Below are 23,932 nucleotides of genomic sequence, written 5' to 3' on the forward strand. Positions count from 1 at the left end.
ATTTTGTTAATCTTTTTAACTTAAAAAGAATTAATGCTACATTTGAGAAACCAACAACTAAACCTATTGTAATGAAGAATTTTAAATTTCTTTTGGTTGCTTTTTTAGTAACTTCTTTTAGCGGATTTTCACAAACACCAACCGATTTCTTATCAAAAGACTTTCATAAGAATAGAAGAGAAGCTTTGCGTGCGAAAATGCCTACAAATTCTGTTGCGGTCGTTTTTGCAAATCCGTTGAGAAATAGAGCTAATGATGTAGATTATGTGTTTCATCAAGATCCGAATTTTTATTATTTAACAGGGTATAGAGAGCCCAACGGAGTTTTAGTGTTGTTTTCTGATGAGCAAACTGATGAAAACGGCGTTTCTTATAATGAAATTCTATACGTTCAAAAACGTGACAAAAGAGCAGAACAATGGAATGGGAAACGTTTAGGAATTGAAGGGGCAAAAAATGAATTGGGCTTTAAAATGGCATTAAATGCTGATGAGTTTGTAAATTCAAACATCACTTTTAAAAATTTTGATCGAATTTTTATTGAGAAATTCCATGACGATTATAGAAATTCGGCTAGAGAGACTTCGGAAGTTTATGATTTGGTGATCGCTTTTAAAGAAAAAGCAGCATACAACCCGAAGAACTTTTTATCACCCATAAAAAAACAAATATATGAGTTGGTAAAAACAACATCCATAGAAAATAGTGCCAATGTTGCGCAAATAATTGGTAGAGCTTTGGCATATGATCCTTCGTTAAAAAGTGATGAAGATTTAATGAAATTTAAAGAGGCTACAGATAACAATTTAAAAAAAGAATTACAACAGAAAATAGCCTTAAAACTAGACGCTAAAACAAATATTGACGTCACTTTTTTATCAGCAAATTTAGCAACGCTAAGAGAAGTAAAGACAATAGAGGAGTTAAAATTATTAACCAAAGCTGTTCGTATTTCTGCTATTGGGCAAGTAGAAGTTATGAAAGCCATGAAACCCCACATGTCTGAAATGGAATTACAAGGAATTCATGAATTTGTATATAAAAAATATGGCGCAGAATATGAAGGCTATCCGTCTATAGTTGGCGCAGGAAACAATGGTTGTATATTACATTATATAGAAAACAGTAAAACGAAGTTAGGCAATAACTTGGTTTTAATGGATTTGGGTGCAGAATATAGAGGCTATACAGCAGATGTTACGCGTACAATTCCTGCTAATGGTAAATTTTCTAAAGAACAAAAAGCCATTTATGAGATTGTTTATAATGCACAAGAAGCGGGTATTGCTGCTTATGTTATTGGAGAAAGTATGGCGAAACCAAATTTACTTTCTAAGAAAATTGTAGATGAAGGTTTGTATAAATTAGGCATTATAAAATCTGTAGATGAAAAACATCCGTATTATCCTCATGGCACTTCGCATCATATTGGTTTAGATGTACACGATCCAGGGAATTACGGTAATTTTGAAGAAAATATGGTGGTTACGATGGAACCAGGAATTTATATTCCAGAAGGAAGTACGTGTGATAAAAAATGGTGGGGAATCGGAATTAGAATAGAAGATGATATTTTAGTAACTAGAAACGGTCCTGTAAACTTATCATCCGAAGCACCAAGAACAGTAAACGAAATCGAAAAAATGATGGCAAAAAAATCTGTTTTAGATGATTTTGTATTACCAAATTTAGATAAATAATGAATAAAACAGCCATAATTTTAGGAGCCACAGGTTTAACTGGTAGTCTTCTTTTAGAAAAGTTAATAGCAGACAAATCATATCAAAAAATTAAACTTTTTTCTAGAAGTGCTGTAACTATAACTTCAGATAAAATTGAAGAACATTTAATAGATCTACTAAAATTAGAAGATTCTAAAAATGAGTTTATTGCAGATGAAGTTTTTTGTTGTATTGGAACCACAGCTTCAAAAACAAAAGACAAAGAATTATACAAATCTATAGATTATGGTATTCCAGTAACTGCGGCAAAACTTGCCAAACAAAATAATATCCATACTTTTGTAGTCATGTCTTCCATGGGAGCAGATGCCAAAAGTTCTGTGTTTTATAACAGAACAAAAGGAGAAATGGAACAAGCTGTTTTACAGCAAAAAATAGCACATACTTTTATAGTAAGACCTTCTTTAATTGGTGGCGATAGAAAAGAGTTTAGATTCGGCGAAAAAATAGGACAAGGAATTTTAAAAGTTTTAAATCCTTTATTAATTGGAGGCTTAAAAAAGTACAGAATGATTCATCCCGAGAAAATAGCAAGCTGCATGCAAATACTTGCAAATAAACATGATGCTGAGACAATAATCAGTTCAGATAAAATTTTAACAATAGTAAATACCACAGAATAATGAATACAGAACAACCCAATAATCCAATGCATGGAATAAAATTAGCTACTATTTTAGAGCAGCTTTTTAAAGAATATGGTTGGGAAGAATTAGGAGACCTTTTAAATATTAATGCTTTTAAAAACAATCCTACGTATAAATCGAGTTTAAAATTTTTAAGAACTACACCTTGGGCAAGAGAAAAAGTAGAAAGATTGTACGAAAAAACAATGTTAAAATAATTTTTTGAAGCTATTTCCTGCTTTCACTACTCGCTTTTTTTATCCTAAAAAGGAATAAAAAAGAGCTCAAACAAACCGTTCAATCAGGGCTAGACTTTTTTGCCCGCTTTTTGCTTTCATTAAAAAGTGAATTTCATAATAATAAAATTAAAAATCTGTCAGTTTATTAAAACTCACAGATTTTTTTATAACAATATTAGATGTCACTCAGATTTTTTCGCTGTTGTTTAATGGTAAGTGTACTTCCATCATGGCTCCAACCCGGAGCTGCAAATGCATATTTAAATTTATGAAACCAGTTTTTAGATTTTTTCATATCACTCCAGATATCTTTATACTCATGCGTTAAGATGGTAATCGGATTGTAAGAATCGGGAGCGTGCGTTACACCATATTTTATATCAATTGTTTCGTCTAGTTCTTTCCAGGTTCCAAACATTCTATCGAATATATTTAAAAAACCACCATGATTTTTGTCCATATACTCAGCATTTTGGGCATGATGTACTTGGTGCATTGTATGCGTATTCAGTATTTTTTCAAGAAAACCCAATTTTGGTACGTAAACAGTATGCAGTTGAAATTGCCATAAAGCTTCAATACCTAAACATACAACAAGCATTTCTGGCGGAAAACCAATAGCTACAATCCACATATAAAAAAAAGGTTTGTATAGAATAGTAAACCAGCCATTTCTTACCGCAGTTCCTAAATTAAAGTTGTCAGACGAATGGTGTACAATATGCGCTGCCCAAAGAAAACGAACATTATGGTTTTGTCTGTGAAACCAATAGTAACTAAAATCGTCTAATAATTGACATAAAATCCAGATATACCAAGCGTACCCAAAAGATTCATAGCCCATAATATTTGTACGAACTCCATCTAAAATTGGATTAAAAATTTCATACACAAAATTAAAAAGTACAATAGCAGCAATCGTTTTTGTTAACGGAGCCAAAATAGCGGAACCAATTCCCATGCTAAGACTAGCAGCTAAATCTTTCCATTTATATAATTTTTTATTTTCTTCTTTTTTATGATGTTTGCTGTAAGTTAACTCTAATAAGATAAGACCTAGAAAGCAAGGAACACCGTACACTAGAGGGTTTGTAAAATCCATAAAATAATTAGGTTTAGTATGCTATAAAACTAAGGTAATAATACTCGTTTAGGCAAGGTTTAATAGATAGTTTTATTTTTTTTTTAGAGTTGTTACTCCAAAAAAATAACTTTTTATTTGTCATTCCTTTGTAGACAGGAATCTATAGTAGGCATAAGACAAATATTCTCTCTTTTTCTAAAAAGGATAAAATAGCGCTAAAACAAACCGTTCAATTAGGACAAAAATTGTCTACTAGTTTTTTTTTAATAAATAATTAGACCTCACAAGCTTTTAAAACCTGTGAGGTCTAATCTCTTTAAATCAGTTTTTTTTACCGCTTTACTTTGTTGTAATTTATCTTCTAAAACCAAAAGGGGGTTTAGTAATCGGTTTAAAAATTAACTAGCAATTATTTGAAGCACCAACTCTTTTGTTAAAGGTCTTCCGTTGGCAATTTTCTTAATAGCATCAAAGGTAAAAACAAAATCGCATCCTGTTTTATAAGCAGAACAACCATAAGCCGATTTTCCCTTTAAAACAGTTCCTTGTTTACATTTCGGACAAGAGATTTTGTCAGTAGTTTTTTCTGGAGAAATTGCAGCTGCCGTTTTTTTAGCTTCTAGTTTTATTTTAAAATTTTCATCAAATCTTATTAAGCCTTCAACAGCACCTGCGTCTGTTTTAAAACCTTTTAAGTTCGTTGTACAACCTTTGTCAATCAATCGTATTAATTGATTTTCAGAAACCTTTTTTCCGCAGATTTCAAAAGGTATTTTTAAATCGCAATTGTTTTTATATTCAGAGCATCCAAAAGCAGCAGCACCTTTTAAAAGGCTTCCTTTTTTACATTTCGGACATGTTTTTCCTAGAACTTCTTTTTTTGTTAGCGCCTTTTTAACTTTTGGTTTAGCAGCGTTTTCAGTAGCTTTCTCACTTTCAGAAGAAATTCGTTTCTTAGAGGTATTAGAACGGACTTCATACACCAATTCGTCTACCATTTTCTTCATATTATTAATGAAGGTCCCTGCATTAAATTCTCCTCGTTCAATTTCCTTCAAGCGTTTTTCCCAACGTCCCGTTAATTCAGCAGATTTTAATAATTCGTTGTCAATAATATTAATTAAATCAATTCCGGTTTGGGTTGGTAAAACTAATTTCTTTTTGCGCTCAATATATTTTCTTCGGAATAAAGTTTCAATAATACTTGCTCGGGTAGAAGGTCTTCCAATTCCGTTTTCTTTCATCAATTCACGTAAATTTTCATCATCTACTTGCTTACCTGCGGTTTCCATAGCGCGTAATAAACTTGCTTCTGTAAAGTTTCTGGGTGGTTTTGTTTCTTTTTCTAAGAATGAAGGTTCATGAGATCCTTTTTCACCTTTACTAAAAGAAGGTAAAGTAACTTGTTCGTTTAATTCTTTTTTAATCTTGCTTTCTTCTGTTTCAAAAGCAACACGCCAACCTTTGGTTAGAATTTCTTTTCCGGTTGTTTTAAAAGGAACATCTGCGGCTTTACCTATTACAGAAGTATTAGAAACATCAGAATCTGGATAAAAAACACCAATAAATCTACGTGTAATTATATCATACACTTGTTGCTGATTGTATTGTAAATTCCCCTGAATTCCGGTAGGAATAATAGCGTGGTGATCGGTTACTTTTTTATCATCAAAAACACGTTTTGACTTTTTTATTTTACTTCCTAAAAGTGGTTGCGTTAATTCGCTATAGTTTGTTAATTTCGATAAAATTCCTGCAATTTTTGGATACACATCATTTGGTAAGAAAGTAGTATCAACTCTAGGATACGTAACAACTTTCATCTCGTATAACTTCTGAACTATTTTTAATGTTTCATCTGCAGAAAAACCGAATTTATTATTACAATATACTTGTAAGCCGGTTAAGTCGAACAATTTAGGAGCGTATTCTTTTCCTTTCTTTTTGGTAACAGAAACAATTTCAAAGTCTGATTCTTTAACTTTATTCGCTAAAACTTGTCCGTCTTCTTGTTTTAAAAAGCGTCCGTCTTCATAATTAAAAAGAGTGTTTCTATACGTAGTTTGTAATTCCCAATAAGGTTGAGGTTTAAAATTCTCAATTTCCACAAAACGATTTACCAACATTGCTAGGGTAGGAGTTTGCACTCTACCAACCGATAAAACTTGTTTATAACCGCCAAATTTTACGGTATATAAACGTGTTGCGTTTAAACCTAATAACCAATCTCCAATTGCTCTAGAGAATCCTGCATAATATAAATTGTCATATTTTTCTGCAGGTTTTAAGTTGTTAAAACCTTCTTTAATGGCTTCTTCCGTTAAAGATGAAATCCATAAACGTTGCACTTCACCTTTGTAACCCGCCTGATTAATTACCCAACGCTGAATCAATTCTCCTTCTGTACCAGCATCCCCACAATTAATAACAACTGTTGCTTTATCGAATAAAGATTTTACAATATTAAATTGTTTTCTAATTCCTGCATCACCTGTTACTTTGGTATCGAAACGTTCTGGAAGCATTGGTAAATTATTCAAATCCCAACTTTTCCAATGCGGTTTGTAATCTTTAGGCTCTAAAAGTGTACATAAATGTCCGAAAGTGTAGGTTACCGCATAGCCATTTCCTTCGTAGTAACCATCACGTTTTGTGTTGGCTCCTAGAATGTTAGCAATTTCTCTTGCTACACTTGGTTTCTCGGCAATACAGACTTTCATTGATTATTTTTGTGTGGTCGAAATTAGTGAATTATTATATATTTTAAGATGTTCTTTTTGCGATTGTTAATAAAATAGAATTCCTTCAGATTTTTAAAACCTGAAGGACTAAAATTGATATTAATATATTATTAATCAAGTGGTTTTTAATTTATAAATAGCATTTATATCACTTTAATTTTGAGAGTTCTTTTTTTACATCTTCCCAAGAGACTTTTTTCTTTTTAATTGATTCACTAACTTCTTGTTGTATTTCATTCTTTTGAGAATCACTTAAGTCATCCCATAAATCTGTTTTTTCTTTTTTACTCATGTTTAAAGATAATAAAAATTTTACTTCACCAAAGCCAATTGAATTCTCTTTCTAACCACATCAACCTCTAATACTCATCAGTCCTGTTTTTATTGAGTAATTATTTCCTTTGTCGAGTTAATTGTGTTTTGTGCTGATTATTAATATTTGTTTAGCATTATTTAAGTTTAAACAAATTTTCTATCAATACAATTTTTATTGATTTTTTCAAGTGCTTTTATAAATTCAGAAGTATCTAAAAAGTAACTTGGATAAGCTTTTTTTAATGATTTAAAGGATTGAGCAGAAACTAATACGGTTGCGTCTTTAGTATTTTCTACTTCTTTTTCTAATTTTACGTATTCTTTTGTTGCTTTCTCAAATTGATTTTTTGTGTAACTTTTTAAAACAACTCGTTTGTCAATAGTTTTTATATGAATTAAGTAGTAATCTCCATTCTTCATATATTTTTTATCAATATGATTTGCAGATACTCTTAAGCCTTTTAAAATTGTTATAATATCTAATTCTTTAGATAAGACATAACAATCAATCATTAAATCTTGTATGGATTTATCTTTATGTTCTTCTAGTACAGGTAGTTTTTCTTTTAATGAAAAAAGAGAGCTTACAATTTTAAAAAAGTCTAACCATTCGTCAGGGCCTTTACTTGATTTTAATGAAGTTTTTGTTATTATTCCTGCAGTTTCAACTGCAGTTGCCCAATTATGTTGTAGTACAGTTCTTATTTGTAATTCTAATTTTAACTTATTATAATCTATTTTTTTAGAGTTATATTCATATACAAAATGAACACTTCTATAACCTGATTTTTTTGGATATAAAATATAATTATAAGGTTTGGGTAATAGTTTGTGATTTAGTCGATTATCTAATAATATTTTTTCAAGAATTGCTAATTGTTTAGAGTCTTTAAGAACTATTCTAATTCCTCCAATATCATTCATTCCTCCAAGTCCCATATCTGGTTTTAAATCTAACTTATATTCAATAGATGTAATTCTCTTCAGTCTTTGAGAAACTAAGTATGGTGTAATTTCATTTTTATCTAATAGCCTTATAATTGCATTTTTAAGTACGTTTAAAGGGTGAAGGTGATTAGTTCTCCATTCATTAATTATAGAAAGTGCATTATTTACTTCTTCACTTGATTTTGAAGATAATAGTTTCTTTCCTTCCTTTGAAATTCTTTTTCTACTATATTTCATTTTTAATGCAAGGTTATTAATTTATTAAATAGAGTTTAATAAATTTCTTTCATAAAATATTTCCAAGAAATACTTCTGCCTTCATCTAAATCCTTAATTCCTTGCTCTATTTCATCTTTTTGAGATTGAGTTAGTTCATCCCAAAAATCAATTTTTTCTATTTTCTTAGTCATTTTATAAAGATAAGAATTTTACTTCACCAAAGCCAATTGAATTCTCTTTCTAACCACATCAACCTCTAATACTTTTACAGTAATTTGTTGTTGTAAAGTAACAATTGCGTTTACATCTTTTACAAACGTATCAGACAGATTAGAAACATGAATTAAGCCACTTTCCTTAATTCCGATATCTACAAAACAACCAAAATTAGTAATGTTATTTACAATTCCGGGTAAAGTTTGTCCGCTTATTAAATCTGTAATTGTTTTAATATTCTGATCAAAAGAAAACATCTTCGCTTTTGCTCTTGGGTCAACTCCAGGTTTTTCTAATTCTTTAATAATATCTTCTAGCGTAGGTAGACCAAACGTTTCAGAAATGTAGTTTTTCAAATTTATTTGTTGAAGAACTTCTTTGTTGCCAATAAAATCTGCAACTTTATTTTTATGGTCTTTCGCCATTTTATCAACCAAAGCATAACTTTCTGGATGCACGCCAGAATCATCTAACGGATTCTTCGCATTTTTAATACGTAAAAAACCAGCAGCTTGTTCAAAGGCTTTTCCGCCCAAACGCGGCACTTTTTTAATGGCAGTTCTAGAGGTAAAAGAACCGTTTTCATTTCGATAATTCACTATATTTTCTGCAATTTTTGGTCCAATTCCAGAAACATAACTCAATAAAGATTCACTTGCTGTATTTATGTTTACACCAACCGTATTTACACAGCTTTCTACAACGGTATCTAAAGATTTTTTCAGTTTAGTTTGATCTACATCATGCTGATATTGGCCAACCCCAATCGATTTTGCATCAATCTTTACCAATTCTGCCAATGGATCTGCCAATCTTCTTCCAATAGAAACAGAACCACGAACAGTAACATCATAATTAGGAAATTCATCTCGTGCAATTTTAGAAGCCGAATAAATAGATGCGCCAGCTTCACTCACCACAAAAACTTCAACATCATTTTTAAACTGAATTTTCTTTACTAACTGTTCGGTTTCTCTTGATGCTGTTCCGTTTCCAATAGCAATGGCTTCAATTTTATAAGCATCAACTAAAGAACTAATTTTTTTAATGGCTTCTATAGATTGATTTTGTGGCGCATGCGGATAAATATTCTCGTTATGGACTAAATCTCCTTGTTCATTTAAACAAACCACTTTACAACCAGATCTAAAACCAGGGTCGATTGCTAAAATTCTTTTTTCACCTAAAGGAGCGCCTAATAATAATTGTTGTAAGTTTTTTGCAAAAACAGTAATTGCAGCTTCATCCGCTTTTTCTTTTGCAATAGACATTGCTTCGTTAGATAACGAAGGAAATAGCAAACGTTTATAAGCATCTGCAATTGCCAATTGGAGTTGTTCTGAACATTCGTTTTGAGAACGAATAATCCGCTCTTCCATTTTTTGAAGTGCTCTTTCTTTGTCAATTTCTATTTTAACACGAATAAAACCTTCGTTTTCTGCTCTTAAAATAGCTAATAATCTGTGTGATGGAATTTTACTTAAAGATTCGTTCCAATCAAAATAATCTTTAAATTTTTGCGCTTTCTCATCATCAGCTTTTGCTTTAATAATTTTAGATGAAATTGTTGAATGACGTTCTAATTCTCGTCTTAAATTAGTTCTAATATCTGTACGTTCATTAATCCATTCTGCAATTATAAAACGAGCACCTTCTAAAGCATCTTCAATGGTTTCAACTTCGTTGGATGTGTATTTAGAAGCTGTATGTTCTAAGTCGTTTACTCGTTGACTCATTATCATTTTTGCCAACGGTTCTAAGCCTTGTAAACGTGCAGTTTCTGCTTTGGTTTTACGCTTTTTCTTAAAAGGTAAATACAAATCTTCAAGAGCAATTAAATGGCTAGCAGTCGTTACTTTCTGTGCTAATTCGGTTGTTAAAACATTTTGTTCTTCTAAAGCTTTTAAAATAGCTTTTTTACGTTTTTCTAAGACTTCAAAAACTTCTTTAAATTTAACGATTTCTCCAATTTCTACTTCATCTAAATTACCTGTCATTTCTTTTCGATATCTAGATATAAAAGGAATTGTAGCATCTTCATTTAATAAAGAAATAGTATTTTCTACAGATTTAGATGAAAGTTGTGTTTGCTGAATTATATATTGAAGGATTTGCATTTTTCCGATTGAATTTTGAGGAATAAAAAAACCTCATAAAAATGAATTTATGAGGTTGTAAATATAGTTTTTAAATTGAATTTTTACACAATTACTTTTTCAAAAGCTAATCTCTTGGCGTTGTAATTGGTATAAATAATTCCACAATATTTGTAGCCTAATTTTTTTAGTAAAGATTGCATTCCTGTATTTTCTTCATGCGTATCAATCTTTAAGCTTTTAATCTTTTTTTCTAGTAATTGTAAATGAAATTCATGAAACATAAAAGTAGCCAAACCAAATTTTCGAAACTCCTTTTTAATAGCCATTCTATGAATTACTCCGTAAACTTCAGTTTCATCAACAATCCAATTTCCTTCAATAACTTTATATGTTGGTTCTGGGTTTGATGTAAACATAGAAGTTGCCATTATCTGATTTTCATCATTTACAACAACATAGCTTTCTCCTTTTAAAACATCATTTTCTACTTGTTCAGTATTCGGATAGCCGTTTTGCCATTGATCGATTTCTTGAGAAGCTAAAAATTGTTTTGCCTCTTCAATAATTTCCATGATTTTGGAAATGTCTTCAATTTTAGAAAGTCTTATTTTCATATAAATTTAATGTATAAAAAAACCACGAATTCATTTTAATTTATGAATTCGTGGCTAAAATAATTTATTTTAAGAAGTTACTACGCTGTAACTTTGCCTTTTTTAGTTTTCTTTTCTGATGTAAAGTCAATAATTTCTTGATTGTGTAAAATATCTTGTAACGTTTGTCCTTTTCTAATTAAGTAATCTTTTCCTTTGTGTACCATAACTTCTGGTGGTAAAAATCGAGAGTTGTAATTTGAAGCCATAGAAAAACAATAGGCGCCTGCATTGTGAAAACACAAAATATCTTCTTCAGAGATTTCTGCAATTCTTCTATTAGAACCAAAAGTATCTGTTTCACAAATGTATCCTACCACAGAATAGTATCTGTCTCTTCCTGTTGGATTAGAAATATTTGTAATGTGATGATAAGAATCATACATCATTGGTCTTACTAAGTGATTAAAACCAGAATCTATGTGTGCAAAAACAGTAGAAGTTGTTTGTTTTACAACATTTACTTTGGCTAAGAAAACACCTGCTTCAGAAACTAAAAATTTTCCAGGTTCAAACATTAAGGTAATGTCTTTTCCGTATTCTACACAGAATTCATTAAACCTTTCTGACAATTGTAGGCCCAATTGCTCGATATCTGTAGAAATGTCTCCTTCTTTATACGGAACTTTAAATCCGCTTCCGAAATCGATAAAATCGATATTTTCAAATTGTTTAGCAACATCAAATAAGATTTCTGTAGCACGTAAAAAAGTATCGATATCTAAAATATCTGACCCAGTATGCATGTGGATTCCGTTGATATTCATTCCTGTATTTTCTACCACACGTTTAATATGCGGAACTTGGTGAATCGATATTCCGAATTTAGAATCGATATGGCCTACCGATATTTTAGAATTTCCACCTGCCATAATATGTGGATTTATACGCACACAAACAGGAATTTCTGGATGTTTTTGTCCGAATAACTCTAAAATAGAAAGATTATCAATATTAATTTGAACTCCTAATTTAGCAACTTCTTCAATCTCTTTTAAAGAAACACCATTGGGCGTATAGATTATTTTTTTAGGATCGATTCCTGTAGTTAAGCCCAAATGAACCTCTTGAATAGAAACGGTATCTAAACCTGCACCAATATTCTTAAAAAACTTTAAAATATTGATATTTGAAAGTGCTTTTACGGCATAATTCAATTTTAAATGTTTAACGCTACTAAAAGCATTTGTTAACCTGTTGTATTGCGATTCGATTTTATCGGTATCGTAAACATATAAAGGACTTCCGTATTTATTTGCTAATTCTAAAAGTTGTGCTCTTTCCACGATGATTCTAATTTATTTCTGTCAAAAGTAATTAAATTGTTTAATATATTTTGATTTGTTTAAAAATATAACATATTGTTTTATTTTGTGATTTTTACATCGGTATTTACCATAAAAAATCGTTGAAATCATGTTGATAACTAATTAACTAAGGTGTTTTATTTTTGCTGGTTTAATGTTATTTTAGCAAGGCTTCAAACCTAACAACAGTAAGACATTTCATGAGTCAAGAAACAAAATATACGGAAGATAATATCAGGTCTTTAGATTGGAAAGAGCATATAAGAATGCGTCCGGGAATGTACATTGGTAAACTAGGAGATGGTTCTTCTGCAGATGATGGAATTTACATTCTTGTAAAGGAAGTTTTAGACAATTCTATTGACGAATACGTGATGGGAGCTGGAAAAAACATAGAAATCTCTATTCATGGAAGTAAGGTAACGGTTAGAGATTACGGACGAGGAATTCCTTTAGGGAAAGTAGTTGATGTGGTTTCTAAAATGAATACTGGTGGTAAATACGACTCTAAAGCATTTAAAAAATCGGTTGGTTTAAACGGAGTTGGTACAAAAGCAGTAAATGCACTTTCATCATTTTTTAGAGTTGAATCTTCGCGTGATGGAAAATCTGCTTCTGCAGAATTTAGCCAAGGAAATTTAGAAAATCAAGAATTTTTAGAAGAAACCTCGCGCAGAAAAGGAACCAAAGTTTCGTTTGTGCCAGATGAAGAAATCTTTAAGAAATATAAATATAGAAATGAGTATGTAGCAAAAATGCTGAAGAATTATGTGTATTTAAACCCAGGTTTAACCATAATTTTTAACGGTGAAAAGTTTTTTTCTGAAAATGGACTGAAAGATTTATTGGAAGATAACAACAACAAAGAAGACATGTTGTATCCAATAATTCACTTAAAAGGTGATGACATCGAAGTTGCTATTACACACAGTAAAACGCAATATTCAGAAGAATATCATTCTTTTGTAAACGGACAACATACCACACAAGGGGGAACACACCAAGCGGCATTTAGAGAAGCAATTGTAAAAACTATTCGAGAATTTTACGGTAAGAATTTTGAAGCATCAGATATTCGTAAATCCATTATTTCTGCCATTGCTATAAAAGTAATGGAGCCTATTTTTGAAAGTCAGACCAAAACAAAATTGGGTTCTACAGATATGGGAGGCGATTTACCAACGGTTAGAACGTATATTAATGATTTTCTTAAAACCAAGCTAGACAATTACCTGCATAAGAATACGGAAGTTGCAGATAAACTTCAACGTAAAATAATTCAGGCAGAAAAAGAACGTAAAGAACTTTCTGGAATTCGAAAGTTAGCAAAAGACAGAGCAAAGAAATCTAGTTTACATAATAAAAAATTACGCGATTGTAGAATTCATTTAGGAGATATTAAAAAAGAAAATTACCTAGAAACTACTTTGTTTATCACAGAGGGAGATTCTGCATCTGGTTCTATTACAAAATCGAGAAACGTAAATACACAAGCCGTTTTTAGTTTAAAAGGGAAGCCTTTAAATTCTTACGGGTTGAGTAAGAAAATTGTGTACGAAAATGAAGAATTTAATTTATTACAAGCTGCTTTAAATATAGAAGATGGTTTAGAAGAATTGCGTTACAACAACATTGTAATTGCAACAGATGCCGATGTCGATGGAATGCACATTCGTTTGCTATTGATTACTTTTTTCTTACAATTTTTTCCTGAATTGATCAAAGAAGGACATTTATACATCTTAGAAACGCCGTTATTTAGAGTAAGAAATAAGAAACAAACATTTTACTGTTATTCTCAAGAAGAAAAACAAGAAGCAATAGGTAAATTAAGAGGAAAGCCAGAAATAACTCGATTTAAAGGTTTGGGAGAGATTTCGCCAAATGAGTTTGTTCATTTTATTGGAGATGACATTCGTTTAGATCCTGTAATGTTAGACAAAGAGATGTCTATTGAGCAAATGTTAGAGTTCTATATGGGAAAAAATACACCCGATAGACAGAAATTTATTATTGAAAATTTAAAAGTTGAGTTGGATACTCTAGAAGATGAAGAAATTTAATAAAAGAGTAATTAAGAATATTCTAACGGTAGTGTTTGCAGTGCTATTCATTTTTTGCTTGTCTTTAATAGATTGGAATAATTTAGGAAGTAAAAATAATTCTGGAGCTTTTTTTGGAGTTTTATCTGCTGTATTGTTTATCATTTCAATGCAAGTTAAAAATAAAGAATCTAAGAAAGATAATTAATATAGTTGGCAAGTGTTTGCGTTAGGGATTGAAGTGGCATCCTTTTTTTATTTCGATTTTTATCGAGATAAAAAAAGATATAACGTAAAGCCCGACCTTTGGTAACGCCCAATAAAAGAGCATTATTACAGTGTTTTTATTAGAAAATACAAATTAACAGTTAAACGATTAAACAGTTAACGTTTAAAAATGAGTGAAGAAATAAACGACAACGAGCACGAGCACGAAGAAGAATTATCAAATCTAGAAAGTCAATCAGATTCTGTAGAGAATCAGGCGGATTCCGTCGAAACCATTACCAAGATTACAGGAATGTACAAGGAATGGTTTTTGGATTATGCTTCGTATGTAATTTTAGAAAGAGCAGTTCCGTCTTTAGAAGACGGATTAAAACCTGTACAGCGTAGAATTATGCATTCTATGAAAGATTTAGATGATGGGCGTTACAATAAAGTAGCGAATATTGTTGGTCATACAATGCAATATCACCCACATGGTGATGCTTCTATTGCAGATGCTATGGTGCAAATTGGTCAGAAAGAATTGCTTATTGATATGCAAGGAAACTGGGGTAATATTCTTACTGGAGATAGAGCAGCAGCATCTAGATATATTGAAGCTCGTTTGTCTAAGTTTGCTTTAGACGTAGTTTTTAATCCGAAAACTACAGATTGGAAAATGTCTTATGATGGTAGAAGGAAAGAGCCGATAGATTTACCGGTAAAGTTTCCGCTATTACTAGCACAAGGAGCAGAAGGAATTGCTGTAGGTTTATCAACCAAAATACTACCGCATAACTTTATTGAATTGATTGATGCTTCTATAAAATATTTAAAGGGAAGAAGTTTTAGAATATTACCAGACTTTATAACAGGAGGAGTTGCAGATTTTACCAATTACAATGATGGTAAACGTGGGGGAAAGGTGAGGGTTCGTGCAAAAATTGCACAATTAGATAAAAAGACATTAGTTATTAATGAAATTCCGTTTGGTACTACAACTACATCTTTAATTGATAGTATTATAAAGGCCAATGAAAAAGGGAAAATCAAGATTAAAAAAATTGAAGATAATACCGCTGCAGAGGTAGAAATTTTGGTGCATTTGCCACCAAATGTTTCACCAGATAAAACTATTGATGCGCTGTATGCTTTTACAAATTGTGAAAACTCTATTTCACCTTTGTGTTGTACTATCGAAAATAATAAACCTGTTTTTATCGGTGTTTCTGAAATGTTAAAACATTCAACAGATTTAACGGTAGATTTGTTAAAGAAAGAATTAGAAATTCAATTAAATGAGTTAGAAGAACAATGGCACTTTTCATCTTTAGAGCGCATTTTTATAGAAAATAGAATCTATCGAGATATTGAAGAGGAAGAAACTTGGGAAGGCGTAATTGAAGCGATTGATAAAGGTTTACAGCCTCATATAAAACATTTAAAACGTCCAATAACGGTAGAAGACATTACGCGCTTAACGGAAATTCGTATTAAGAAAATATCAAAATTTGATATTGACAAAGCAAAACAATTTATAGAAGGTTTAGAAGATAAAATTGCAGTAGTAAAAGATCATTTGGCAAACTTAATTGTGTATGCAATTGATTATTTTAAACGCTTAAAAGAAACCTACGGAAAAGACAAAGAGCGCAAAACAGAAATTAGAGTTTTTGATGATATTGTAGCCTCTAAAGTGGCAATGAATAACGCAAAACTCTATGTAAATAGAGAAGAGGGCTTTATAGGAACTTCACTTAAAAGAGACGAGTTTGTAACAGATTGTTCTGATATTGATGATATTATTATCTTTAGAAAAGATGGTGTTATGATGGTAACAAAGGTAGATTCTAAAACCTTTGTTGGTAAAGATGTTCTGTATGTTGCTGTCTTTAAAAAGAAAGACAACAGAACGGTTTACAATTTTATGTACAGAGATGGCGTAAAGGGACCTTCTTACATGAAACGTTTTAATGTGACGTCTGTTACCCGAGACAAGGAGTACGATTTAACAAACGGGAACAAAGGGTCTGTTGTCCATTATTTTACAGCAAATTTAAATGGAGAAGCTGAAGTTGTGACGGTTAATTTACGTGCTGTTGGAGGCATTAAAAAATTGAAATGGGATATTGATTTTGCCGATTTAGCTATAAAAGGAAGAGCTGTAAGAGGAAACATAATTACTAAATATACGATTAAGAGTATCGACTTTAAATCTGAAGGAGTTTCTACCTTAAAACCACGTAAAATTTGGTTTGATGATACAGTGCAACGTTTAAATGTTGATGATAGAGGAGAATTGTTAGGTGAATTTAGAGCAGAAGATAAATTATTAATTGTTACGCAAAGTGGAAAAGCAAAAGCGGTAAAACCAAATTTAACAATGCATTTTGATAATGATGTAATTGTATTAGAAAAATGGAAACCAAATAAACCAATTTCTGCTATTTATTTTGATGGAGAGAAAGAGCGTTACTATATAAAACGTTTTTTAATTGAAACAACAGAAAAGGAAGAGATTTTTATTTCAGAGCATCCAAAATCTCAATTAGAAATTATTGCTACAGATTATAGACCAATGGCTGAAGTTGTCTATTCTAAAAGAAATTTAGAAAATGAAGAAGTTAATTTTGAAGAATTTATAGCTATTAAAGGAATTAAAGCCCAAGGAAACCAATTAACAATAGAGAAAATAAAACAAGTAAATTTATTAGATTCTTTACCTTTTGAAGAGCCAGAGGAGGTTATTACTGAAGAAATAGAAGTTATAGATGATAGTTTACCAATTGAAATTCCGGAAATAGAAACTAAAAAACCTGTTTTAGAAGAACTTTCTGCAGAAGAGAAAGCAAAGGTTGCTTTGCAGAAATCGATAGCAAGAAAAAAAGAAGAACAGAAGAGAATAGATGATGAGAATCAGACAAAATTATTTTAAGAAATGCGAAGCTTTCTTTTTTTAAACACCAATAGATAGAGAAAAGTTGAAACATACATTAATTTATATTTTTTTCATATTATTTGTTAGTTTGAGTTTTTCTCAAACAAGAATTACTTATTTCCATGATTTAAAAAAAGAAGTAAGTATTAGTAATATAGAAACTATACAATTAAAAAGTTATGAAAGATTAATTAATAAAGGATTAGATAATGGCATTTTTTGGTTTAAAATAGAAAAATTTAAAGACAAAGATGAAAGTTTTATAGTACAAATTTTAAATGATCAAATACGGAACACGCAAGCTTATCAAAATAAAAAGGAATTAGATATTTTAAAAGGAGAGCGCTATTCATCGTATGCAGTAACTTTTAAGAATCCTATTTTTTTAAAAGTAGATACTTCTCGAGAAGCACTAATCCCTATTAATGTTATATCTCACTCTACTTTTTTTAAAGCGGAAAAAAAAGATCTATTATTTATTGGCTTTTACAATGGTTGTGCTTTTATAGTCATTCTTATAAATATTTTTTATTTTATTAATTTTAAAGATGATATTTTTATTTATTACAGCTTGTTTCTATTGAGTGTTACTTCTTCGCTTTTTATAAGTGATGGTATGCTATATTTTTTTAATTTTTCAAAAAATGTGATTAATAATTTATACGTTATCATCCATTTTTTTGTTTTTATTTTTTCATTTTTATTTTCGAAAAATTACTTACAAGCAGGTAGTTATTTTTCTAAAGTGAATTATGTAGGGTGGTTTATACTGGTATTAGTTGCTATCTTTTTTTGTTTATATATAGTTACTGATATTTTTCTGTTTTTTGTAATAATGGAGCTTTTAGGCTTTTCTTTATTATTATTTTGTTGGTTCTTAGGTGTTTTGTTATTTAGAAAAAACATTTACACCAAAATTTTTGTTATCGGTTATTTTTTTATTTTAATGTTATCAATTAATTTCTTTATTTTAAAGCTTTTTGGCTTTAGTTCTTTTTATATAAGCGCTAAGGTTTTAAAACTTGGTGGTTTTTTTGAAATGATTTTACTTTCATTTGCTGTTGTTTACAGAATGCGAATACTAAAAAATGAAAACTTATTAATGACAAGTGAAATTATTGCTTATTCTAAAGAAGTAGTGTTATTGTCAGAGGCACTTAAAAAAACTAACAAAACAGAAAAGCATCATCTAAAAGAAGCTAATTTAAGTTTCAGAGAGTTAGAAATATTTAATTTTATAATTGGGGGTATTACTAATAAAGAAATTGCAGTAAAATTGAATATTTCTGTAAATACAGTAAAATTTCATGTGAAAAATATTTATGAAAAATTAAATATAAAAAGTAGGAAAGAAGCTTTAGCTATCTAAAATACCTTAAAAATCTGATTTTCATAAAGAAAACTACCCAAAAACTACCTTAAAAAAAACAATTTATTAAAGAGTTTAAATATTATTTATCTATATTTAATTGTTATTATTTCCCCCAAATTTTAGACAGAAAACCTTCAGTTAAATCTTGAAGGTTTTTTTATTTCATTTTTTAAGATTAATTCTATTTCATGAGAAATTAGTAACTCTTGCTAACAAAAGGAGTTTCTACAAAGCCAGTTACTTTATTTATTAAAATAGTAGCCGTAAAAAAATAATTGCAGAGTAAATTAGCAAATTTGGGTAAAATATTTGCAACTTCTTTGTTCTCTTTATTGTGTATAATAACCATTAACCGAATTGCTTTCTTAGAAAGTGAAGAGCATTGGTTTAGTACTCCTACAGGAGATCTTCCACCAGGTAAAACAAAGCCATGAATTAAATTATCTACTTCTTTTTTCATAGCTCTATAGTAATTAAGCAATTGTAAGTGATCTTCTTCTGAAATAGCAAGCTTGCCTCTAATAGAGCCATTAAGATGATAGCATAGTGGTAATAACCAGTTAAGTTCTTCTTCTAGTTTTTTTAATTCTTTGCTATTTGGGTATTCTAACCTTAATTCACGGAGTTCATCTATTACCCAACCTACTAAACGGGTAAGTTGGTCGGTTATTATTTCATAATCGCAAAGTGTAGACTCTTCATAAATAAAAGGGTAACAGAGCTCATCTATAGAGGGTTTTGGGCGTAATTTTTTCATGTAGAACTATTTTAATTTTTCGTAAAATGTAAATTCATAATTTGGAAGTAATTCTGGGTGTGCTATTTTAATAAAATCTTTAAGAACAAGATCTGGTCTAACTGTAGCTAATTCGTAATAAAGGATACCGCCTGTTTTTCCTTTTTTATTAGTAGGTGTGTAAATTTTGTTATTTTTAAAAGCTTTAAATTCAGCGTACAAAACATTGCTTTTTATTAACTCTTCTTTAGATGAATAGTGGCCAGGAGCAAGCCAGAAATCTGCATTTTTACCTTTTTCAAATACACTTTCGAAACTTAAAGATAAACTACCTTTTCCTTTTGTATCTTTCCATAAATAATTAAAATTTGCATCACTCAATGAAGTCGCAACAAAACTTTCACCAGCAGGTAAGTTCCAGATATCTTTACTAATAACTGCTCCAGATAAAACACTTGGTTTGTTAACTAATTCGTTTACTATCTTTTTTGCATCTAAATAGTTTTTTTCAATTGCATTAAAAATACTATCTGCTTTCTTCTCTTTATCAAATAAAACACCAAAGAATTTTATCCACTCAGCTCTTCCTAGAGGTGTTTCCTCAAGCCAGTCTCCGTTATAAATTACGTTTACACCTGCCTTTTCAAGTAAATTTAAGCTTTTATCTGCAGAAGAAACACTATAACCAACTATTAATTCGGGGTCTAAATTAAGTAATATTTCTGTATTCAAGGATCCTTTTTGACCAATTTCAGTAATTGAACCATTATCTATTAATTCCCTCGTTTTTTCTGAAGAAACGAATTTAGAATAAGGAAAGCCAATAATAGCGGTTTCCTCATTCAATAACTCTACCATTGGAATATGGGTAGTAGATGTTACTACTATTTTTTTAATTGGAGTTGAAATATCGTTGTTTTGTAGGTTGTTAGAAATTTTATTTTTATTTCTAACAGTATAAGTAAACTCTTCTTTAGAGTTTTGATAAGCAGACTTGATAATTAGTTTTTTAATTCCGTTGTTTTCGATAATATCAAAACCCTTAGCATACTTAATATTACTTTTAATATTCGTTTTTTTATCGGTGTTTTGAGTCTCTTTTTTACAAGAAATAATCAATAAAAAAAGAAAAAATAGAAAAGATATTTTTAGTTGTTTTTTCATTATAAATAATTTTAGCACAAGATTACAAAAATGTTTTTTAATATCAATTTATAAACTACATTTGCATCGATTTTGGTTTTGATGTAAATAATATTTTGCATCAAATTAAAAGGGAATCTGGTTAAAATCTAGAACTGTTCCCGCAACTGTAAGCTATAAAGCTTGTAACTAATTCTTTTGCCACTGACATTTTTATTGTTGGGAAGGTTTGTTACAAGACGCAAGTCAGGAGACCTGCCATTATTTAAATTTTTTAAAAACTTTCGGGATAGAAGTTTAAGATATTATGAAAAATAATTACATATTTTTTTTATTAGTTTTTTTTTGTGCATATAATATGTTTGCGCAAAAAGATACTATTGTAAATACTTTAAAAGAGGTTATTATAATAAGTAAAAAGCAACAAAAAAATAATGTTATAGGGCTTAAAAAAATAAAAATAGCAACCGATCAAATTGTTAAAAACCCAATAAACCTTACTAATTTATTAAGATATAATAGCCCTATCTCATTTAGAGATTACGGTAATGGTGGTATTAGTACAGCGCGTTTTAGAGGTACTTCTGCATCTAATACCGCAGTGTTATGGAACGGGATTTCAATTAATGCAATGGGTAGCGGGCAAACCGATTTCAACTCACTTTCTGCAAGTCTTTCAGATGAGATTATTATTAATAGTGGTGGTGGTAGCGTAGATTATGGTTCTGGAGCTATTGGTGGTACTGTACATTTAAATGATAATTTATCATTTAAAAAACATAAAGATTTTCACTTATTTTCTTCTTATGGTAGTTTTAATACCTCTTCTAACTTCTTTAAAACGAATATTGGTACAGGCAAATGGGCTATAAAATTAGCTTCTACGTTAAATTACTCTGATAATGATTATACATTTATAGATACTAGGTATAAAAATGATGATGGTAGTTTATTGAAGAATGAAAATGGAACGTATGAAAATTATGGTATAAATTTTAGCATAGGGTATCAATTTTCGGTGGAAAATAAACTTTATTTATATTCAACTGGTTATTATGGTGATCGTTTATTTTCTGACGGATTACCAAATCCTGCAGCAGGAAGTGAGAGGAATGAAGATTTTAATAAAAGAAATTTGTTAAAATGGAAATATTCTTTCTCTAATTTCACTCAAACTATAAGTGCTGCGTATTTAACGCAAGAGTATCGATATTATAATGATAAAAGTGCTTCAAATTTTGTTTTTGGGAAATCTAAAAACTATAATATCAGCTATAATCTAAAATATCGTTTCTCTAATTATTTAAAATTTTCTTCTACATTTATTTATGATAATAATAAAGGTACAACGAATGAAATTAATTCAAAAGAAAGAACCTTTTTTGCAAGTTTAGCAAAAATAACATATAAACCTACAGCAAAATTAACAACAGCAATTAACTTCAGAAAAGAATTTAATTCTGATTTTAAAGTACCTGTATCATTGTCTGTTGCTGCAGAGCAAGAAATTACAAAAAACTTTGTTTTAAAAGGTAATATATCTACAAACTATAGAGTGCCAACTTTTAATGAATTGTATTGGCCAGTAGTTGGTAATTCAGAATTAATACCAGAGGAATCTATTCAAGGAGAAATTGGTGCTACATTTAATAAAAAAAATATAGAAATAACTACTTCAGTTTTCTACATTAAACTAAGTAATAAAATTTTATGGTTACCTACTGCGGCATCTAACCTATGGAGACCTAGAAATGTTGGTGATGTAGATCATAAAGGAATTGAAACATTTATAAATCTATCTAAAAAAATTAGAGACCATAGCTTCAATTTTTCAACGAATTACACGTTTACATTGGCAAAAAATAAGGAAACTAGTACGTTTTTACCTTACGCACCTAAACATCTATTTAATTTTAATTTAGACTATACATATAATAGGATAATGTTTTCCTTGCAAAATTTGTATCAGAGTAAGGTGTATACCAATGAAATTAATATCGATTTTTACTCATTAAAGGCTTTAAGCGTTACTAATTTTGGAATAGATTTTAAGATATTTCAAAGAAAAAAAAATAAATTATTAATGGGTTTTAAATTGAATAATATATTTAATGAAGTGTATTATTTTTCAAACTTAAGACCTATGCCTGGAAGAAATTTTAATATTAACATAAACTATAAATTTTAATACAAATGACAATTACAAAATCAATTTTTAAACTATTCATATTCAGTTTAGTTTTTACATCATGTTCTGAGAAAAATGAGGTAATTCCTGAGTTATCTGGTAGATATAACAATGGAATCATTATAAGTGCAGAAGGTAATTTTGGTAACAAAGACGGTTCTATTTCTTATGTAAATGAGAATTTAAACAGGTTAGCTACTAATTTTATTTATACAGGTGTTAACGATGCGCAATTAGGTGGTTTAGTACAATCTATTTCTTTTTCTGATACAGAAGCTTATATTATTTTAAATGATGTTAATACAATTGTTGTTGCAGATAGATACACTTTTGAGAAGAAAACAGAAATAAAAACAGGTTTAAAAAACCCGAGATACATGGCAATTGCCAATGGTAAAGGATATGTAACAAACTGGGGTAGTGGTTCAGATACTTCAGATGATTATTTAGCGGTAATAGATTTAAAAACTAATACAATGGAAGCGGTAACGATTCCTTTAGATAATGGAGTAGAAAGAATTTTAGCTAAAAACAGCAAATTATATGTTTCTCACAAAGGTGCTTTTAGTTCTAACAACATTATTTCAGTAGTAGATTTATCTGCAAACAATACAGTAAAGAAAATAACAGTAAAAGACAATCCAGATGAAATGTTTTTTGATGCTTCTGGTAATTTAATTGTATTGTCTGAAGGTAAACCATTAAGTTATGGAGGTGCACCAGATTACCCTGTATTAACTAGTACAACTTCTTCAATTTTATTTATCAATCTTGTAAATAATACAATTAATAAAGAAATTACTTTTAAAGAGAATGAAAGAGCATCTCAATTATCTTATGTTGATGGTAAAGTTTACTACTATATGGGGGCGGAAAAAAAGGTGTTTGTTATTAATGAATCTGACACTACGCTTGCAACAGAGGGTATTTCTACTGGGAGTATATATGGTATGGCAGTAAAAGATAATAATTTGTTTACTGTAAGCTACAATTTTACAGCGTTAAGTAAATTAACAGTTACAGATTTATCTACAAAAACAGTGAAATATACGGCACCAGTAGGTTTAGGTGCTTCTAAAATTTATTTTAACTAAGAAAATATTTAACGTTCTTTTGA

The 23,932-nt window shown here is 29.9% G+C and carries 19 protein-coding genes and 1 riboswitch; of the genes, 9 read left to right on the forward strand and 10 right to left on the reverse strand.

Annotated elements, in window-relative coordinates; translation table 11 throughout:
- The first annotated feature begins 71 nt into the window (after nucleotides 1–71).
- From CW731_RS01355 to CW731_RS01365, 3 genes are read left to right on the forward strand one after another with little or no spacing between them, the layout of a single operon-like run.
- Complete coding sequence (locus CW731_RS01355; protein ID WP_100945029.1) at nucleotides 72–1,700, forward strand: aminopeptidase P N-terminal domain-containing protein; 1,629 nt, start codon at nucleotides 72–74, stop codon at nucleotides 1,698–1,700.
- Complete coding sequence (locus tag CW731_RS01360) at nucleotides 1,700–2,365, forward strand: NAD(P)H-binding protein (RefSeq protein ID WP_100945030.1); 666 nt, start codon at nucleotides 1,700–1,702, stop codon at nucleotides 2,363–2,365. The genes CW731_RS01355 and CW731_RS01360 overlap by 1 nt, the downstream gene beginning before the upstream one ends.
- The gene (locus CW731_RS01365) at nucleotides 2,365–2,586 is read left to right on the forward strand and encodes a VF530 family DNA-binding protein (protein WP_100945031.1); all 222 of its coding nucleotides are present in this window, start codon (nucleotides 2,365–2,367) and stop codon (nucleotides 2,584–2,586) included. Before CW731_RS01360 ends, CW731_RS01365 begins: the two co-directional genes overlap by 1 nt.
- Nucleotides 2,587–2,782: 196 nt before the next feature.
- Here CW731_RS01365 and CW731_RS01370 read toward each other — a convergent pair whose 3' ends face one another.
- The 8 genes from CW731_RS01370 to lysA all read right to left on the reverse strand — a co-directional run bounded on the left by CW731_RS01370 (nucleotide 2,783) and on the right by lysA (nucleotide 12,168).
- Complete coding sequence (locus tag CW731_RS01370; RefSeq protein ID WP_100945032.1) at nucleotides 2,783–3,709, reverse strand: sterol desaturase family protein; 927 nt, start codon at nucleotides 3,707–3,709, stop codon at nucleotides 2,783–2,785.
- A gap of 380 nt (nucleotides 3,710–4,089) precedes the next feature.
- Nucleotides 4,090–6,411 carry a type IA DNA topoisomerase gene (locus tag CW731_RS01375; protein ID WP_100945033.1) on the reverse strand — a complete coding sequence of 774 codons (2,322 nt, stop codon included), beginning with the start codon at nucleotides 6,409–6,411 and terminating at the stop codon, nucleotides 4,090–4,092.
- Between the two features lie 169 nt (nucleotides 6,412–6,580).
- A complete protein-coding gene (locus CW731_RS15525; RefSeq protein WP_157812164.1) occupies nucleotides 6,581–6,724 on the reverse strand; it encodes a hypothetical protein in 144 nt (47 codons plus the stop codon).
- Nucleotides 6,725–6,891: 167 nt separating this feature from the next.
- Nucleotides 6,892–7,932: a RelA/SpoT domain-containing protein gene (locus tag CW731_RS01380; protein ID WP_100945034.1), complete on the reverse strand. Its 1,041-nt coding sequence runs from the start codon at nucleotides 7,930–7,932 to the stop codon at nucleotides 6,892–6,894.
- A gap of 35 nt (nucleotides 7,933–7,967) precedes the next feature.
- Nucleotides 7,968–8,105: a hypothetical protein gene (locus CW731_RS15530; protein ID WP_157812165.1), complete on the reverse strand. Its 138-nt coding sequence runs from the start codon at nucleotides 8,103–8,105 to the stop codon at nucleotides 7,968–7,970.
- Nucleotides 8,106–8,123: 18 nt separating this feature from the next.
- Nucleotides 8,124–10,247 (reverse strand): Tex family protein, encoded by a 2,124-nt coding sequence (locus CW731_RS01385; RefSeq protein WP_100945035.1) that lies wholly within the window; start codon nucleotides 10,245–10,247, stop codon nucleotides 8,124–8,126.
- Between the two features lie 83 nt (nucleotides 10,248–10,330).
- Nucleotides 10,331–10,843, reverse strand: coding sequence for a GNAT family N-acetyltransferase (locus CW731_RS01390; RefSeq protein WP_100945036.1), 513 nt, complete (start codon nucleotides 10,841–10,843; stop codon nucleotides 10,331–10,333).
- A gap of 80 nt (nucleotides 10,844–10,923) precedes the next feature.
- Entirely contained in the window at nucleotides 10,924–12,168 is a 1,245-nt protein-coding gene (lysA, locus tag CW731_RS01395) for a diaminopimelate decarboxylase (RefSeq protein ID WP_100945037.1), read from the reverse strand.
- A 221-nt stretch (nucleotides 12,169–12,389) separates the two neighbouring features.
- Here lysA and CW731_RS01400 point away from each other — a divergent pair, with 221 nt between their 5' ends.
- From CW731_RS01400 to CW731_RS01415, 4 genes are all read left to right on the forward strand, one after another.
- Nucleotides 12,390–14,252: a DNA topoisomerase IV subunit B gene (locus CW731_RS01400; RefSeq protein WP_100945038.1), complete on the forward strand. Its 1,863-nt coding sequence runs from the start codon at nucleotides 12,390–12,392 to the stop codon at nucleotides 14,250–14,252.
- Complete coding sequence (locus tag CW731_RS01405; protein ID WP_100945039.1) at nucleotides 14,239–14,439, forward strand: hypothetical protein; 201 nt, start codon at nucleotides 14,239–14,241, stop codon at nucleotides 14,437–14,439. The genes CW731_RS01400 and CW731_RS01405 overlap by 14 nt, the downstream gene beginning before the upstream one ends.
- A gap of 189 nt (nucleotides 14,440–14,628) precedes the next feature.
- Nucleotides 14,629–17,373, forward strand: a complete 2,745-nt coding sequence (locus tag CW731_RS01410; RefSeq protein ID WP_100945040.1) for a DNA gyrase/topoisomerase IV subunit A — start codon at nucleotides 14,629–14,631, stop codon at nucleotides 17,371–17,373.
- 91 nt (nucleotides 17,374–17,464) lie between these two features.
- Nucleotides 17,465–18,745, forward strand: a complete 1,281-nt coding sequence (locus CW731_RS01415) for a LuxR C-terminal-related transcriptional regulator (protein ID WP_157812166.1) — start codon at nucleotides 17,465–17,467, stop codon at nucleotides 18,743–18,745.
- Between the two features lie 199 nt (nucleotides 18,746–18,944).
- Here CW731_RS01415 and CW731_RS01420 read toward each other — a convergent pair whose 3' ends face one another.
- Nucleotides 18,945–19,505: a cobalamin adenosyltransferase gene (locus tag CW731_RS01420; protein WP_100945042.1), complete on the reverse strand. Its 561-nt coding sequence runs from the start codon at nucleotides 19,503–19,505 to the stop codon at nucleotides 18,945–18,947.
- A 6-nt stretch (nucleotides 19,506–19,511) separates the two neighbouring features.
- Nucleotides 19,512–20,648 carry an ABC transporter substrate-binding protein gene (locus tag CW731_RS01425; protein WP_100945043.1) on the reverse strand — a complete coding sequence of 379 codons (1,137 nt, stop codon included), beginning with the start codon at nucleotides 20,646–20,648 and terminating at the stop codon, nucleotides 19,512–19,514.
- 56 nt (nucleotides 20,649–20,704) lie between these two features.
- Nucleotides 20,705–20,905: riboswitch (cobalamin riboswitch) on the forward strand.
- A gap of 80 nt (nucleotides 20,906–20,985) precedes the next feature.
- Between CW731_RS01425 and CW731_RS01430 the strand changes: the two genes are divergently transcribed.
- Together CW731_RS01430 and CW731_RS01435 are read left to right on the forward strand one after the other, a co-directional pair.
- Nucleotides 20,986–22,815: a TonB-dependent siderophore receptor gene (locus CW731_RS01430; RefSeq protein ID WP_198519839.1), complete on the forward strand. Its 1,830-nt coding sequence runs from the start codon at nucleotides 20,986–20,988 to the stop codon at nucleotides 22,813–22,815.
- A gap of 5 nt (nucleotides 22,816–22,820) precedes the next feature.
- Nucleotides 22,821–23,909 carry a YncE family protein gene (locus CW731_RS01435; RefSeq protein ID WP_100945045.1) on the forward strand — a complete coding sequence of 363 codons (1,089 nt, stop codon included), beginning with the start codon at nucleotides 22,821–22,823 and terminating at the stop codon, nucleotides 23,907–23,909.
- Nucleotides 23,910–23,932: the final 23 nt, after the last annotated feature.

Origin of the sequence: Polaribacter sp. ALD11, assembly GCF_002831685.1 — a bacterium.
Lineage (GTDB): Bacteria > Bacteroidota > Bacteroidia > Flavobacteriales > Flavobacteriaceae > Polaribacter.